Genomic DNA, 14,687 nt, shown 5'->3' on the forward strand with positions numbered 1-14,687 from the left:
AGAGGCGCTGCTGCGCCCCTCCCCGGCTTTGGGTTAGCTCAGGTTCTCGATATGGCCCTGATCATTGAGGCGGATGGCTTCCGCTGAGGGCACGCTCGGCAGGCCGGGCATGCGCATGATGTCACCCGCGACCGCGACGATGAATTCCGCACCCGCCGCCAGGATCACTTCACGCACGGGCACTTCGTGGCCCGTTGGCGCACCGCGCAGGTTGGGATCGGTCGAGAACGAGTACTGGGTCTTGGCCACGCAGATCGGCAGATGGCCGTAACCGGCGTCCTGCAGATCCTTGAACTGCGCCTTGACCGACGCCGAGGCGGTAATGCCCGAAGCCCGGTAAATTTCCGTGGCGATGGTGTTCATCTTGTCCCACAGCGGCATGTCGTCGGGGTAAAGCGGCTTGAAGTCCGCCTGGCCCGAATCCGCCAGCTCCGCGACGTAGCGGGCCAGGTCCTCGATACCGGCGCCGCCGTTTGCCCAGTGCGAGCACAGGAACGCCTTGGCGCCGACCGATTCAGCCGCTTCCCGGACCGCATCGATTTCCGCATCCGTGTCCGTGATGAACTGGTTGATGGCAACCACCGGCGGCAGACCGAACTTGCGCATGTTTTCGATGTGACGCTTGAGGTTCTCGCAACCCTTCGCGACCGCCGCGACGTTCTCGCCCTTGAGATCGTTCTTGGCGACGCCGCCATGCATCTTCATGGCGCGCACCGTCGTCACGATGACGGCGGCATCCGGCTTCAGACCGGCCATGCGGCACTTGATGTCGAGGAACTTCTCAGCGCCGAGGTCCGCGCCGAAGCCGGCTTCGGTCACGACATAGTCGGCGAGCTTCAAGGCCGTCTTGGTGGCCAGCACCGAGTTGCAGCCGTGCGCGATGTTGGCGAACGGACCGCCGTGGATGAACACGGGGTTGTTCTCTAAGGTCTGCACCAGGTTCGGCATCAGCGCGTCCTTGAGCAGCACGGTCATAGCGCCGTCCGCCTTCAGATCCCGCGCCAGCACCGCCTTCTTGTCGCGCGTATAGCCGACGACGATGTTGCCGAGGCGGCGCTGCAGATCTTTGAGGTCGCTGGCAAGGCACAGGATCGCCATCACTTCCGAGGCCACCGTGATGTCGAAGCCGTCCTGACGCGGGAAGCCGTTGGAAACGCCACCGAGCGAGTTGACGATCGAGCGCAGCGCCCGGTCGTTCATGTCGATGACGCGGCGCCAGGTGATGCGGCGCTCGTCAAGGCCGAGCTTGTTGCCCCAGTAGATGTGGTTGTCGATCATCGCGGCGAGCAGGTTGTTCGCCGACGTGATGGCGTGGAAGTCGCCGGTGAAATGCAGGTTGATGTCTTCCATCGGCACGACCTGGGCATAGCCGCCGCCGGCCGCGCCACCCTTCACGCCGAAGCAGGGCCCGAGTGAGGGTTCGCGCAGGCAGCTCATCGCCTTCTTGCCGATGCGGTTCAGACCATCGCCCAGACCGACCGTCGTCGTCGTCTTGCCTTCGCCAGCCGGCGTTGGCGAAATCGCAGTCACCAGAATGAGCTTGCCATCGGGGCGATCTTTGACGCTGTTGATGAACTCGGCCGAGATCTTCGCCTTGTAAGGTCCGTAGTTGAGCAGCGCGTCACCCGGCACCGCGATCTTCTCGCCCACCTGAGAGATCGGCTTCATCTTGGCTTCGCGTGCGATCTCAATGTCTGACTTGACGGTCATGCGTTGTCTTCCTCCGCCGCCTAGCGGCTTTTTTTGTTAAAGGGTCCCTACCCCGGTTTTTTGATCTCGATCCTGGCGCGAGGGGATCCGTATCCACACGACTAAAGTCATGGAATTTAACGGCGCTCGCTCTGATCACCCTCAAGAGGCCGTGATCGGGCAGACGCCGACGTTTATTTGGCCTCACGATGCAGTCGATAGCACAGAGAGAAACGTTGGCGGGATTGTTTGATTGGATAGGTTTGTAGACGAAATCAATATGTTTGATTTTGCTGCGTCGAAACAATTGTCGTTTCAGCGATTCTTGAGTGTCACTGCGACAAATTTCATGTCGGCCTGCCGACACTTGGGCTCGCAAGCTGTAAACTTGATCAATCTATCGATAGACCAAAATGACTTTACATTGCGCCTCGCTCACCTCCACGGTTTAAGGTGTCGACGGGTGCTGCTATAGTGTATTCAGGTGCTGCTATAGTGTATTCAGGTGCTGGTAATGCTCAGCTCACGGCTAAGCGGAGCGAGCGGCAGCCTGCGGTGCCCCGTTGCAGCGGGCGATACAAAACGACAAATCTGAGCCTGTGGCCGGACCTTAATCCTGGGTCAATGGTCCAACACGGCGCAAAGGGTGGAGCAAAGATCGTGGGTTCGAATGGATCTAACGGGAACGGAGTCAAGATTGACCTGTCGGCAAATCCGGCTGACGAGATCAAGACCACGACCTGTTACATGTGCGCGTGTCGGTGCGGAATTAAGGTTTACCTGAAGGACGGCAAGGTCCGGTATATCGAGGGCAACCGCGACCATCCCGTGAACAAAGGCATTTTGTGCGGCAAAGGGTCTGCCGGCATTATGCAGCATTATTCACCTGCGCGCCTGCAGGCGCCACTGCTGCGGGTTGGTCCGCGCGGCTCAGGTGAATTCAAGGAAATCAGCTGGGAAGAAGCGCTGGGTCTGGCAACGCGCTGGCTCGGTGACGTTCGTCATAAGGACCCCAAAAAGCTCGCGTTCTTCACCGGTCGCGACCAGTCGCAGGCCCTGACAGGGTGGTTCGCACAGCAATTCGGAACACCCAATTTCGCGGCGCACGGCGGCTTTTGCTCCGTTAACATGGCTGCAGCAGGTCTCTACACGTTCGGCGGATCGTTTTGGGAGTTCGGCGATCCCGACTGGGACCTCACGAAGTATTTTGTTCTCTTCGGCGTTGCCGAAGACCACGCCTCCAATCCGATCAAGGCGGGGCTTGGAAAGCTCAAGGGGCGCGGCGCCAAGGTCGTATCGGTCAACCCGATTCGCACTGGCTACCAGGCAATCGCGGATGAATGGATCGGCGTGAAGCCCGGCACCGACGGCATGTTTGTCGGTGGCTTGATCCACGAACTTCTGCGCACCGAAAAGATCGATGTCGGCTACCTCGTGCGCTACACTAATGCACCCTGGCTGGTCATCAATTCGCCTGGCGACGCTGACGATGGTTTGTTTGCGCGCGACGAAGCTGGAAAGCCGCTGTGCTTCGACAAGAAAACAAACCAGTTGGCGGATGCCACTCAGGCCGACGTTGTTCCGGCTTTGGCAGGCGAGTTCACTCTGCCTGACGGTCGCAAGGCACGTCCGTCATTCCAACCCATCGCAGAGCGCTTCCTGTCTCCGTCCTATTCTCCGGAAGCAGCCGAAAAAGCCTGCGGCGTACCGGCGGATACGATTCGTCGAATCGCCGCGGAGATCGCCGAAGTGGCATTCGAGCAGGAAATCACGCTCGACGTTGCTTGGACCGATTGGGCTGGGCGTCGCCACGACAAGATGATCGGGCGGCCAGTCTCGATGCATGCGATGCGCGGAATTTCGGCGCACTCCAACGGCTTCCAGACCTGCAGAATGATCCACATGCTGCAGATCCTTATCGGCTCTATCGACTGCCCAGGTGGCTTCCGTTACAAGCCCCCATATCCGCGTCCGACCCCGCCGCACAACAAGCCGGCAGGCAAGCACGGAACCGTTAAGCCGAACACGCCGCTTAATGGTGCGCCGCTTGGCTTCGTGACAGGCCCAGAAGACCTGTTGCTTAGCCCGGAAAATGGTCCGGAACGCATCGATAAAGCCTATTCGTGGGACGCGCCGATTGCGGCTCACGGCCTCATGCACATGGTCATCACCAACGCCGCGATGGGCGATCCATACCCGGTCGACGTGCTGTTCATGTACATGGCCAACATGAGCTGGAACTCAACGATGAACGTTCCAGGCGTGTTGAAGCATTTGACGGCGAAAGACGAGAATACCGGCGAATATAAGATCCCGAAGATCATCTATTCCGACGCCTACTACTCGGAGATGGTGCCCTACGCCGATCTTATTCTGCCGGATACAACCTATCTCGAGCGCTGGGACTGCATCTCGATTCTGGACCGTCCGGTTTCCGATCCTGATGGACCTGCCGACTCAATCCGTCAGCCGGTTGTCGAGCCGGACCGCGATGTCCGTCCGTTCCAGACCGTTTTGATCGATCTTGGTGCACGCTTGCGGTTGCCGGGCTTCGTCAACGATGATGGTTCGCCGAAGTATCCTGGCGGATACTCTGATTATATCGTCAACCACGAGCGCGGCCCGGGCGTCGGCCCGTTGGCAGGCTTCCGTGGCAACAATGGCGATCAGTACGGCAAGGGGGCACCGAACCCCAACCAGCTCGATGAGTACATCAAGAACGGCTGCTTCTACATGCACCACTTGAAGCCCGAGCAGCGCTACTTCAAGCACGCTAACAAGGACTACCTGGAGTGGGCGAAGGAAGTTGGCTTCATCGGCTCGGCTGATCCGATCATCTTCCAGCTGTACGTCGAGCCTTTGCAGAAGTTCCGCTTGGCCGCGCGTGGTCACGGCGAAATCCAGCCACCGGATTCTCACCGGAAGAGGATCGAGGCGTTCTTTGATCCGATTCCTTTCTGGTACGCGCCCTTCGAAGGAGCGGTTCTCGATACCGATGAGTTCCCGATGTACGCGGTCACGCAACGGCCGATGCATATGTATCACTCGTGGGGATCGCAGAACGCGTGGCTTCGGCAGATCACGGCGCAGAACCGTCTCTATGTGCATCGGGGCCGCGCAGAAGCCCTGGGCGTTAAGGACGATGACTGGGTCTGGATTCACGGCGCTATGGGCCGTGTGAAAGCTCAGGTCCGACTAATGGATGGTGTCAATCCCGACACTGTCTGGACCTGGAATGCCATCGGCAAGCGTTCCGGCGCGTGGGGCCTGGATAACGATGCACCTGAAGCTACCCACGGCTTCCTGTTGAACCACCTGATCTCGGAATTGTTGCCCGAGCGAGCTGGTGGCTACCGCTTCTCCAACTCGGACCCGATCACTGGGCAGGCCGCCTGGTACGATCTCAGGATCAGGATCGAGCGCGCGCTAGAAAGAGAAGAACAACAAACCAGCCCGCGTTTCGAGCCGCTCAAGAGCCCTCTGAAGCGCGAGGTCGCTGAGGTTTCTACATTCGGAGTTGAGTTCAGGGGGAACAACTCATGACCATGCTACCCGAGACCACCGAGCGGAAGCTTGGTCTCGTCATCGACCTTGATACGTGCGTTGGCTGTCAGGCCTGCGCCACGAGCTGCAAGGAATGGAATACAGGCGGCTACTCGGCCCCGTTGTCCGATCAGGACCCTTACGGTGCCGATCCCCATGGCGCTTGGCTCAATCGTATCCATGCCTATGAGGTCGACGACGGTGCTGAAGGCCGGACGGTACACTTTCCGCGCTCGTGCCTGCATTGTGAAACGCCGGCATGCGTCACGGTCTGCCCAACCGGCGCGTCTTATAAGCGCGACGAGGACGGCATCGTCCTCGTCAATCCGGACACATGCATCGGCTGTAAGCTGTGCTCGTGGGCTTGCCCGTACGGCGCACGTGAATACGACTATGCCCACGGCGTCATGAAGAAATGCACGCTGTGCGTTGACCGTATTTATAACGAACACTTGGCCGAAGAGGATCGGATCCCGGCATGCGTCCGCGCCTGCCCAACCGGGGCGCGCCACTTTGGTGATCTCGGCGATCCCAACAGTGATGTGTCGCAACTCGTTGCCGAACGCGGTGGTTACGATCTCCTGCCAGAGATGAACTACAAGCCGGTCAACAAGTATCTCCCGCCTCGGCCGAAGCGGAACTCGGCCACTTCCACACAGTCTTATACGGCACCACCGCCTGCAAAGACTGACGGCAGTGTGACCGAACGCCTCTTCGCCTGGGCAGATCAGATGCTGTCACGGTAATCACCGTCTGCGGTAGGCCGCAGGCAAATGGATAAGCCAAGCACTGGGCGGGAACCGCGCCCCAACGAGACAACGAGACAAACAAGACCATGCATCCTGCTTATTCGGTGATCTTCTTCACGACCGCATCCGGAGCGGGCTACGGCCTGCTCATCTGGATGGCGATTGCTGGCACCCTTGGTGTCGTCCCACCCCACTGGGGTATCGGCTTCGCAGGCCTCGGTTTGGCGCTGGCGCTGATTACGGCCGGCCTGCTGTCATCAACCTTCCACCTTGGACGTCCTGAGCGTTCTTGGCGGGCGTTTTCGCAATGGCGCTCGTCATGGCTATCGCGCGAAGGCGTGCTCGCCGTCGCAACGTATGCTCCGGCTGGCCTGCTCGGGATTTCGTGGGTATTTTTTGAGAACCTGTCCGGCATCGTGGTGGTTTTCGCGATCGGCACAGTGATCTTGTCGCTCTGCACGGTCTGGGCAACGGGGATGATTTACGCATCGCTGCCCCCCATTCGCTCGTGGCACCAGCCTTGGACTGCACCGGTTTATGTCGGCTTGGCCCTCGCCAGCGGCGGCGTTCTTTTCCATGTCATCCTCGCGGCCTCAACCGGAGTGACGTGGTGGACGGCGGGTCTCGCAGTGGCGCTGGTCGTTGTAGCCTTCATTCTCAAGACCATGTGGTGGCAAACCGTAGATGGCGCCAAGCGTTCACTGACCGTAGAGTCTGCAACGGGCCTCGGTCGGTTCGGCAAGGTTGGAATGATTGAAGCGCCGCACTCGCGTCCGAACTTCGTCATGCGCGAGATGGGGTACCATGTGGCCCGCAAGCACGCAAAGAAGCTGCGCACTGTGGCAACCTACCTGATCTTTCTGGTGCCGCCGATTTGTCTGCTTCTGCTTCCCATGCTGTCCACGCTGGTAGCCTTGCCGGTCGCTCTTACTGCGGCTGTCAGCGCCGGTGCGGGCTTGCTCGTTGAACGTTGGCTATTTTTCGCCGAGGCGGATCACGCTGTGATGCTGTTCTACGGTGCGGATAAAGCGTAATTTCGTCAGGCGATAAGAACCTCGTTGCTAAACAACCGGCGAAATTTCCGGAGGAAATAAAATGACCGCGGTCGCGTGGAAAACGATTGAAACAATAGATAGCCGAAAGCTGAATGAGGCCCGGCGCCAAGCACACAATGGCATTCATTGGCTTGCCCGTTTCGCGAACAGCTTTCGGGCGCCGGAAAACGGCAACCGGCAGGTCGAATTGATATGGGATACCGAACACGGTGCTTTCTCCACGAAAGCCTTCGAGGACAAGTACCGTGTGGAATTGCGTCTGCCCCATATGGAGATGCAGTTCCGGGAAGGCGACAAGCTTGTTCCGCACGTCCTCTACTTCGAGGATCGCTCTCCGGCGCATGTGGAAGCGTGGGCTTTGGTTGAACTTCTCCATCGCGGCCTGGACCGCGACCGGTTCTCCAAGAACCTCCCTTATACGCCTGAAAACCTCATGTCGGGTGACAATGAAGAGTTCGCTCCTGAATCCTACCAGGAAGAGCTAGCGGTCCTGAATAACTGGTACACGAACGCAGGCCAGATCCTATCCCAGCTTGCCAGCAAGCATGCCGAGGATGGAACCATTTCGATTGCAGGCACGTCGACGGCACAGCCGCCCGCAATCAAATGCTGGCCGAACAGCTTCCAGATCGGCATTGAAATGCCGATCCAAGCCTCCGGTGGACGACTTCTGAGAGTCGGCATGGCGATCAGCAACACATCTAGGCCAGAGCCATATTTCTTCGTTGGGACGGAAGAGCAGGCTTCCAGCGGAAACTTCAACGCGAATTACATTTTGATGGCGCGCCGTATCATCTCCGACAACATGTCGCCGGAGGAAGTGGTCGCCTTCTTGCAGAAATCGATCGCCGCACAGCGCAAACCACATGCGCACTAAGATGTAAAAAAGGTCGATATTTAGAACTGAAAACGGGGCGGCTTGGAAACCAAGCTGCCCCGATTTTTTTGCTGAATACGAGAACCAGAAAAAACGTGCCCCCGAGGTGTCGGTGGCACGTTCTATAAACTCACAGGATATCATGATCGCCTAGGCGCAGATGGCGGGCGACGCGCTGCTGCTCTTCAGTGTCGCCATTGGAGACTGGCACACGTGCGGCGTTGATCGCACAGGGGGTCTGTGCCTGGACAGTCGTCTTTGATTTTCTTGAGCCCTGGGATTTCTCGTCGTCGCCGAGCAGCCTGCGAAGTTCGCCAGACTTGTTTAGCTTCTTCACGATCGAGACCAGCGCGCTGGCCATCGGCATAATGATTTCGCCTTCAGCCCAGAACAGCCCGACCTCCTGGCTCATCACGGGCTCGACGAGATCGAGCGCCTTCGTGCCGGCATGCAGGCCGGGCATGCGTTTGAAGTGTGCCGGAATGATCGTCGAGAGTTCCGTGCATTGAACCTGGAACATCAGGTGAAGAATGGATTCGGATTCAACCTTTGGAACGACGTCACAGCCAACCTGTTCGAAGATGCTGTCGACAAACCGGCGCTCATGCATGCTAGAGCGAAGCATCGCGAGAGGAAGTTCTGCCGCTTCTTTCCAAGTGATCTGAGTACGGCCCTCAAACTCGGCTGTGTCCGGAACCAACAGGCTAAGCTTTTCGGAATAGATCGGAATAACATTGCGGCGACCAAGATCTGCCTGGTCGATGTACGTCAGCGCGCAATCAAGATTGAAGTTATCAAGTCCGAGCTTCATCGCTTCGTTGCCCATGAAGTGGACGTCGATGCGGACATTCGGATAGCGCTCGCGCACTTTTTCCAGAAGGACAGGAAGAACAGGAGACATCGAGGGCATAGCGCCCATCCGCAATGAGCCGTGCAGGTCGTCCTGGCGTTCCTTGATCTCGTCGCGCATCGCTTCGCAATGCGAGAGGATGAGGCGTGCCCATTTGGCGATCCGTTCACCATCGGGTGTCAGACCATGGAAGCGCTGACCACGGCCGCGCAAGAATATCGGCACACCGATTTCCAGCTCAAATTGCTTGATGCCGCTCGAGAGGCTCGGTTGGGTAACGTTGCAACGTTTCGCTGCTCGACCGAAGTGTTTCTCTTCAACGACCGCTACGAGATATTTGAACTGGCGTAGGAACATCGGTGCACTTCCTGAGGGTTTCCAGACCTATACCCTGTCATGGCTCTGACATGGGCTTTGGAATAATAATAGTAACATGCTCATAAAAGTTCTAGTTCAATAAGTTTCATCAATTATTGGTGTCATCTATTATTGGTTTGGTATTTTCGAACGCCAACCCTATGGCGCATTTTTGTGCGTCAGCGATTATGGCCTGCGTCGCTTGCCTCATTGAATGTCCATGTGTTGAGCAAGCGATGACCTGGATTTGGTCATCAGGGGGCCAAACGCATGGAATTCGCGCAATTGCTACTCTTTGCCGGTCTCGGCATGGGGGCAGGACTATTGATAGGTTGCGTCGGAATCGGCGGCGTTATCGTCGTTCCGGCACTCGTATACTTGGCGAACGTACCCATTCATGTGGCGATAGCGGCCGCCATGTTTGCTTTTCTGCTGTCCGGAGCAGTGGGAACGCTTGTCTTCGCCCGGAGTAATTCCATCCGTTGGGATATGACCGCCTGGATGTGGGCGGGTGCTATGCCTGCCGCCTTCATCGGAGCATTGGCTGCAAACGCTATTCCGGCATCGATTATTGAGTTCGTCGTAGGAACGTTGACGGCCGCGTCAGGAGTACACGCGCTCTTAATCCAGTCGGCGGCAGAGCCCGCCGATGGCGGAATTATCTCTAAGCCCATTCTCGCGAATATCGGCGCAGTCACGGGCTTTACCTCTGCTTTGACGGGAACCGGCGGCCCCCTCGTACTAATTCCGATATTAGTGTGGATGCAGATGCCGGTGCTTGCAGCCATCGGATTGGCTCAGGCTATTCAGTTGCCGATCGCCGTCCTCGCGACCAGCGGAAATATTGTGGCGGGGACACTTGATCCCCTGCTTGGATCAATCTTGGGTTTCGGTATCGTCTTCGGCACGTGGTCTGGCGCCAAGTTGGCTCATGTGTTGCCGCGCGCAACGCTGAAGGCCTTCGTGTCCGCGCTTCTCGTAGTTGTTGGCGGAATGATCCTGATAAAACTCGCCCTTGCCTTCACAAGCTGAGAAGGCCGTGAGATGAGTTTCAGTCTCACAGATTTGGCCCGAGACTATGGTGACATTATTGGGGAAGCTGCCGTATGCCGAAAGAGCGCGGCAGTTTTTGACTTCTCGTTCATGTCCCGAGTCCGAGTCGCCGGACCGTATGCGCTCGCTGCAGTACAGACACTGACGCAGCGCAATTTATCCGATTTGTCCGTCGGTCGGTTGCGTTACTGCCTGCGCCAGACATCGTCGGGACACGTTGCAGTCGATCTCACCATATGGCGCGTCGGGACCGACACATTCGAGGTGATGAGCGGTCGGCATCAGGATATCGCCAATCTGCTCGCATTGGCCCCAGCAGCCACGGATCTCAGCGACGCGTGCGTTATCTACGCCCTTCAGGGGCCCAATAGCCTGGACGTACTCAGCGAGTTTGCTGATAGAGCGGCGCTCGCCGAGCTTCCCTACTTTGGCTGTACTGAGGTCCACGTCATAGGGGTGCCATGCCTCGTCGGGCGCCTGGGCTATACCGGGGAAGCTGGCTTCGAGATCATTGCGCCGAAGCAGAGCGCCACAGAGTTATGGAACGCACTGACGAAGCGTGTGCCCCCTGCCGGCTTTGCAGCCGCTGATATTTTGCGCATAGAGGCCGGATTCATCTTATTCGCCAACGAACTAAGCCTGCCCGTAAAAGCTCACGAATTGGGACTTGCCACATTCTCAGGTGAGGCTGAGGTGCGGGAAAACGTTCCCATATCATTGGTGGCCTTTACGGCCGAGGCCGACACAAGACCTGTTCTCTGGCAACCACACGCCGAAGTGAGGAGACCCCAACGCCCAGGAGAAATCACTGTGACCTCGGCATGCTGGAGTCCTTTAGTGGGTGCGATTCTCGGGTTGGGATATGCGTGCACGACCGACGAGGGGGCCTCTTTGCGAGACGAGAATGGCGTATTTCACGAAATTCGGCGGATAGAGCGGCCCTATTATGACCCCCAAAAACTTCGTCCACGAGCGCCATGGCGTTGAAAATCATCAGTTGCGGCCACGCTCATAGGTTTTGGCAAACCCATGATAGGTTCTGCGGATTTGACTATTGGGGGCCAGAAGACGCCCTTTAGGGGCAGAGGAGTTCTTTGCCGGCAGACCGTCCACGGCAAGCTACCTCGCTCGAAAAAAAACCATTGAAGAATTCCGAACGGAGAGACGCCATGGCGGATAAGCCAGCACGCAAAAAAGTGACCATCAATACGCTGATGGCAAAAAAGAAGAGGGGTGAGCCAATTACCCAGCTCGCCGCCTACGACTACCGCACGGCAGTTGTGGCTGACCGTCTCGGGATGGACATCCTGTGCGTTTCAGACACCGGCGGCATGATCCTGTTCGGTCACCAGAGCACGGTCTCGGTGAGCTTCGACGAAGTTATGATGATGTCGCAGGCGATCGACCGTGGTTCGAAGTACGGTCTTCGCATGGTCGACATGCCCTACTGGAGCTTCCACGTCTCCAAGGAGCAGGCGATCGAGAACGCAGGCCGCTTCGTTCACGAGGCGAATGCCGAAGTCATGAAGTGCGAAGGTAACCGTCACCACGCTGCGAATATCGAAGCGATCGTCAACGCTGGTGTCCCGGTTCAGGGCCACATCGGCATCACGCCGATGCGTATGCCTCAGCTTGGTGGCTTCATCGCTCAGGGTAAAACCGCAAAGCGCGCTAAGGAACTCATCGACGACGCGAAAGCCATGTACGATGCCGGTTGCTTCTCGCTCCTCTGCGAAGTGACGACGCACGAAGTCGCCGAATACCTCGCTGAAACCCTGCCGATCCCCGTGATCAGCCTCGGTGCCGGCAACCGCGCTGACGGCGTCCACATCATTTCTTCGGACCTCTTCCATCTGTGGGAAGAACACGTTCCGAAGCACTCGCGCATCTACACCGACCTCATCCCGATCATGGAAGACGTCATCACGCGTTACATGAAGGACGTTGTCGAACGTGATTATCCGGGCCCGGCAGAGACCATTCACATGGCACCGGAAGAGCTCGAGACCTTCGCTCGCGAAATGAAGTGGGAGCGCAAGCTCGAAGAAATCAAGTCAGGCGCAAAGAAAGCCGGCTAAAAAAACGCCTTTCCTCACTCGATCACGCTCTGCAGATTGTTTGAGAAACTTGAGCGCCCGGCCTCAACCGCCGGGCGTCTTTTTGGAGTATTCGATAGGCAAAGGCTCTTGGTACATAACGATCATTTATTAGTGTGCAGTATTTTGCCAGAATAAGCTGAGGCGCTTAGTCGCGGGCACAGTGTCAAAAGCAAGGAGAGAAGCCAACCGCGAACGCAAAGGTCCTAAAGCGCAACTTGTCTCTCGAAGTTGTAGGCTTGGCTACGCGGATTCATAGCGAGCCCCAAAAAAAAGACCCGACCCGACCGTCAATCCGGGTGAACGGTACAAAAAACGTTTTCTGGAGGAAATCGCATGACAACAGAACTCAACTATCCCGACATTTCCGATTGGGATGTCGACGATGGAACGCGCCGTCAGATCGAAGGCATGATCGAAGCGGAAAAGCGGGCGCTAGAAGCGCAAAGGGCGGAACTCGAAGACTGCGAATGTAAAGAGGGGATGTTCCCAAACCCGCAGCCGACCAGACGCTCGTTTTTCCTGGCGACTGCCGCCGCGGCTGCAGCGGCCGGCACGTTGCCCCAATTGGCCCGAGCTGAAGCTCCTGCAGGCGCTATTGAGTTCCCTGTTCCCGAAGATCCCACGAAAGTGCAAGGTCGTTTGACCAACGACGACGGAGGATACGGCACTCGATCACAGTTTGAAACAGAGGCACGCTGGCGCTTTGGCACTGCGACAAAGGAATCGTCTTGGACGATGACACCGCTGGCCAGCGGCTTGGGGATTATCACCCCATCGGGTCTGCACTTTGAACGCCATCACGGCGGTATCCCGACAATCAATCCGGCTAACCACAGCCTCATTGTCCATGGCATGTGCGACAAGCCGAAAAAGTACACCATGGCGGACCTAAAGCGGTTCCCGTCGGTTTCGCGGACCATGTTCATCGAGTGCTCGGGTAACGGCCTCACCGAATTCAAGCAGCCGACGCTCAAAACCGTGCAAGGCACGCACGGCCTGACCAGTACATCTGAGTGGACCGGCGTACCTCTGTCGACAATCTTGAGTGAGGTCGGCATTAAAGATGGGGCCGCGTGGATTCTCGCGGAAGGCGCCGACGCTGCCGTCATGACGCGCAGTGTCCCAATGGACAAGGCGTGGTCTGACGCCATCATCGCATATGGGCAGAACGGTGAGGCCCTACGCCCCGAACAGGGCTATCCGCTCCGTCTTCTCCTTCCTGGTTACGAAGGCAACACACACATTAAGTGGCTCCGCCGCTTGGAAATCAGCGACAAGCCCTTCATGACACGTGAAGAAACGTCCAAGTACACGGACCTTCTCGCTGACGGCAAAGCGCGTCAGTTTTCCATGACGATGGAAGCGAAGTCTGTAATCACGTTCCCGTCCGGCGATATGAAGCTGCCAGGACCGGGCTTCTACGAGATCACTGGACTTGCTTGGTCGGGACGCGGCGCGATCCGCGATGTCGAGGTCACGGTGGACGGCGGCAAAACATGGAATCTGGCTTCGCTGCAAGGTCCAGTCCTGCCTATTTGCCATACGCGCTTCCGCTTCCCGTGGGTGTGGGACGGCAAGCCGGCGCTCATCGCATGCCGTTGCAGTGATGAGACGGGATACGTCCAGCCGACGATCGCCGACATCACCGCTGTGCGGGGACTGAACTCGGTCTACCACCTCAACGGCATCATGGCGTGGGCCATCGGCGCCGATGGTTCGGTAACGAACGCGGCACATCAGGTCTGACAACTGCAAGGATTAAAGGACTGCTTTTCGTGCGGGATTTCCTGTGCGGAAAAGCGGTCAGGGAGAACTTCATATGCTGAAAAAACGCAGCACACCACAAGTCTTCTTGGCACTTCTTGCGGGCGTGTCGATCGTTGCCGTGAGTGCATTGGGGAACGACGCCAGGGCCGATGAGTTGGGCTTCGGCACGACGCCGACAAAAGAGGAAATTGCGAAGATCGATATCGACGCAATGCCGGACGGTCGCGGCTTGCCGGAGGGTTCAGGAACAGTCGCCAAAGGCAAGGAAGTCTTCGCCGAAAAGTGCGCCGCCTGCCACGGGGAAAACCTCGAGGGCATCAAGGAGGCCGGCGGCGATAAATTGATCGGCGGTCGAGGCACGCTGAATACGGCAAAACCCGTCAAGACGATCGAAAGCTACTGGCCCTATGCGTCCACGGTGTTCGACTACGTCAAGCGGGCAATGCCATTCAATGAGCCAGGGTCGCTCACGGACGAAGAGATCTACTCTGTCACCGCTTACATCCTCAACCGCGCCAACATCATAAAAGAGGATGAAGTGATGAATGCGGAGACCTTGCCCAAGGTCGAGATGCCTAATAAGGACGGCTTCATTCCAGATCCGCGTCCGGACGTGAGGCACTATCGCTAAGGCCCTGATGTGCGCTG

General features: G+C 57.7%; 11 protein-coding genes. 9 read left to right on the forward strand and 2 right to left on the reverse strand.

Annotated features, from left to right (window positions below; all coding sequences use genetic code 11):
* Positions 1 to 33: 33 nt before the first annotated feature.
* Positions 34 to 1,710, reverse strand: a complete 1,677-nt coding sequence (locus BLS30_RS10165; RefSeq protein ID WP_046478303.1) for a formate--tetrahydrofolate ligase — start codon at positions 1,708 to 1,710, stop codon at positions 34 to 36.
* 603 nt (positions 1,711 to 2,313) lie between these two features.
* Between BLS30_RS10165 and BLS30_RS10170 the strand changes: the two genes are divergently transcribed.
* From BLS30_RS10170 to BLS30_RS10185, 4 genes are all read left to right on the forward strand, one after another.
* A complete protein-coding gene (locus tag BLS30_RS10170) occupies positions 2,314 to 5,232 on the forward strand; it encodes a molybdopterin oxidoreductase family protein (protein ID WP_090228626.1) in 2,919 nt (972 codons plus the stop codon).
* Entirely contained in the window at positions 5,229 to 5,978 is a 750-nt protein-coding gene (locus tag BLS30_RS10175) for a 4Fe-4S dicluster domain-containing protein (protein WP_046479279.1), read from the forward strand. Before BLS30_RS10170 ends, BLS30_RS10175 begins: the two co-directional genes overlap by 4 nt.
* An 89-nt stretch (positions 5,979 to 6,067) precedes the next feature.
* Positions 6,068 to 7,015 (forward strand): dimethyl sulfoxide reductase anchor subunit family protein, encoded by a 948-nt coding sequence (locus tag BLS30_RS10180; protein ID WP_046479278.1) that lies wholly within the window; start codon positions 6,068 to 6,070, stop codon positions 7,013 to 7,015.
* Positions 7,016 to 7,076: 61 nt separating this feature from the next.
* Positions 7,077 to 7,913 carry a hypothetical protein gene (locus BLS30_RS10185; protein ID WP_046479277.1) on the forward strand — a complete coding sequence of 279 codons (837 nt, stop codon included), beginning with the start codon at positions 7,077 to 7,079 and terminating at the stop codon, positions 7,911 to 7,913.
* Positions 7,914 to 8,043: 130 nt separating this feature from the next.
* Here BLS30_RS10185 and BLS30_RS10190 read toward each other — a convergent pair whose 3' ends face one another.
* Positions 8,044 to 9,120: a LysR family transcriptional regulator gene (locus tag BLS30_RS10190; RefSeq protein ID WP_090228630.1), complete on the reverse strand. Its 1,077-nt coding sequence runs from the start codon at positions 9,118 to 9,120 to the stop codon at positions 8,044 to 8,046.
* 270 nt (positions 9,121 to 9,390) lie between these two features.
* Between BLS30_RS10190 and BLS30_RS10195 the strand changes: the two genes are divergently transcribed.
* The 5 genes from BLS30_RS10195 (at position 9,391) to BLS30_RS10215 (ending at position 14,670) form a co-directional block, all read left to right on the forward strand.
* Positions 9,391 to 10,152 carry a sulfite exporter TauE/SafE family protein gene (locus BLS30_RS10195; protein ID WP_046479276.1) on the forward strand — a complete coding sequence of 254 codons (762 nt, stop codon included), beginning with the start codon at positions 9,391 to 9,393 and terminating at the stop codon, positions 10,150 to 10,152.
* Positions 10,153 to 10,164: 12 nt separating this feature from the next.
* Entirely contained in the window at positions 10,165 to 11,160 is a 996-nt protein-coding gene (locus BLS30_RS10200) for an aminomethyltransferase family protein (RefSeq protein ID WP_090228633.1), read from the forward strand.
* 182 nt (positions 11,161 to 11,342) lie between these two features.
* On the forward strand, positions 11,343 to 12,251 hold the full coding sequence (gene panB, locus BLS30_RS10205) for a 3-methyl-2-oxobutanoate hydroxymethyltransferase (RefSeq protein ID WP_052743865.1): 909 nt from the start codon (positions 11,343 to 11,345) through the stop codon (positions 12,249 to 12,251).
* A gap of 501 nt (positions 12,252 to 12,752) precedes the next feature.
* Positions 12,753 to 14,018, forward strand: a complete 1,266-nt coding sequence (gene soxC / locus BLS30_RS10210; protein WP_046480706.1) for a sulfite dehydrogenase — start codon at positions 12,753 to 12,755, stop codon at positions 14,016 to 14,018.
* A gap of 73 nt (positions 14,019 to 14,091) precedes the next feature.
* Positions 14,092 to 14,670, forward strand: coding sequence for a c-type cytochrome (locus tag BLS30_RS10215; RefSeq protein WP_046479274.1), 579 nt, complete (start codon positions 14,092 to 14,094; stop codon positions 14,668 to 14,670).
* Positions 14,671 to 14,687 lie beyond the last annotated feature (17 nt).

This window comes from Filomicrobium insigne (genome assembly GCF_900104305.1).
Classification (GTDB): domain Bacteria; phylum Pseudomonadota; class Alphaproteobacteria; order Rhizobiales; family Hyphomicrobiaceae; genus Filomicrobium; species Filomicrobium insigne.

Bases quoted from the DNA above. Each gene is read 5' to 3' on its own strand.
- BLS30_RS10165 (WP_046478303.1), bottom strand. From the start codon at position 1,710: ATGACCGTCAAGTCAGACATTGAGATCGCACGCGAAGCCAAGATGAAG.
- BLS30_RS10170 (WP_090228626.1), top strand. From the start codon at position 2,314: ATGGTCCAACACGGCGCAAAGGGTGGAGCAAAGATCGTGGGTTCGAAT.
- BLS30_RS10175 (WP_046479279.1), top strand. From the start codon at position 5,229: ATGACCATGCTACCCGAGACCACCGAGCGGAAGCTTGGTCTCGTCATC.
- BLS30_RS10180 (WP_046479278.1), top strand. From the start codon at position 6,068: ATGCATCCTGCTTATTCGGTGATCTTCTTCACGACCGCATCCGGAGCG.
- BLS30_RS10185 (WP_046479277.1), top strand. From the start codon at position 7,077: ATGACCGCGGTCGCGTGGAAAACGATTGAAACAATAGATAGCCGAAAG.
- BLS30_RS10190 (WP_090228630.1), bottom strand. From the start codon at position 9,120: ATGTTCCTACGCCAGTTCAAATATCTCGTAGCGGTCGTTGAAGAGAAA.
- BLS30_RS10195 (WP_046479276.1), top strand. From the start codon at position 9,391: ATGGAATTCGCGCAATTGCTACTCTTTGCCGGTCTCGGCATGGGGGCA.
- BLS30_RS10200 (WP_090228633.1), top strand. From the start codon at position 10,165: ATGAGTTTCAGTCTCACAGATTTGGCCCGAGACTATGGTGACATTATT.
- panB (WP_052743865.1), top strand. From the start codon at position 11,343: ATGGCGGATAAGCCAGCACGCAAAAAAGTGACCATCAATACGCTGATG.
- soxC (WP_046480706.1), top strand. From the start codon at position 12,753: ATGTTCCCAAACCCGCAGCCGACCAGACGCTCGTTTTTCCTGGCGACT.
- BLS30_RS10215 (WP_046479274.1), top strand. From the start codon at position 14,092: ATGCTGAAAAAACGCAGCACACCACAAGTCTTCTTGGCACTTCTTGCG.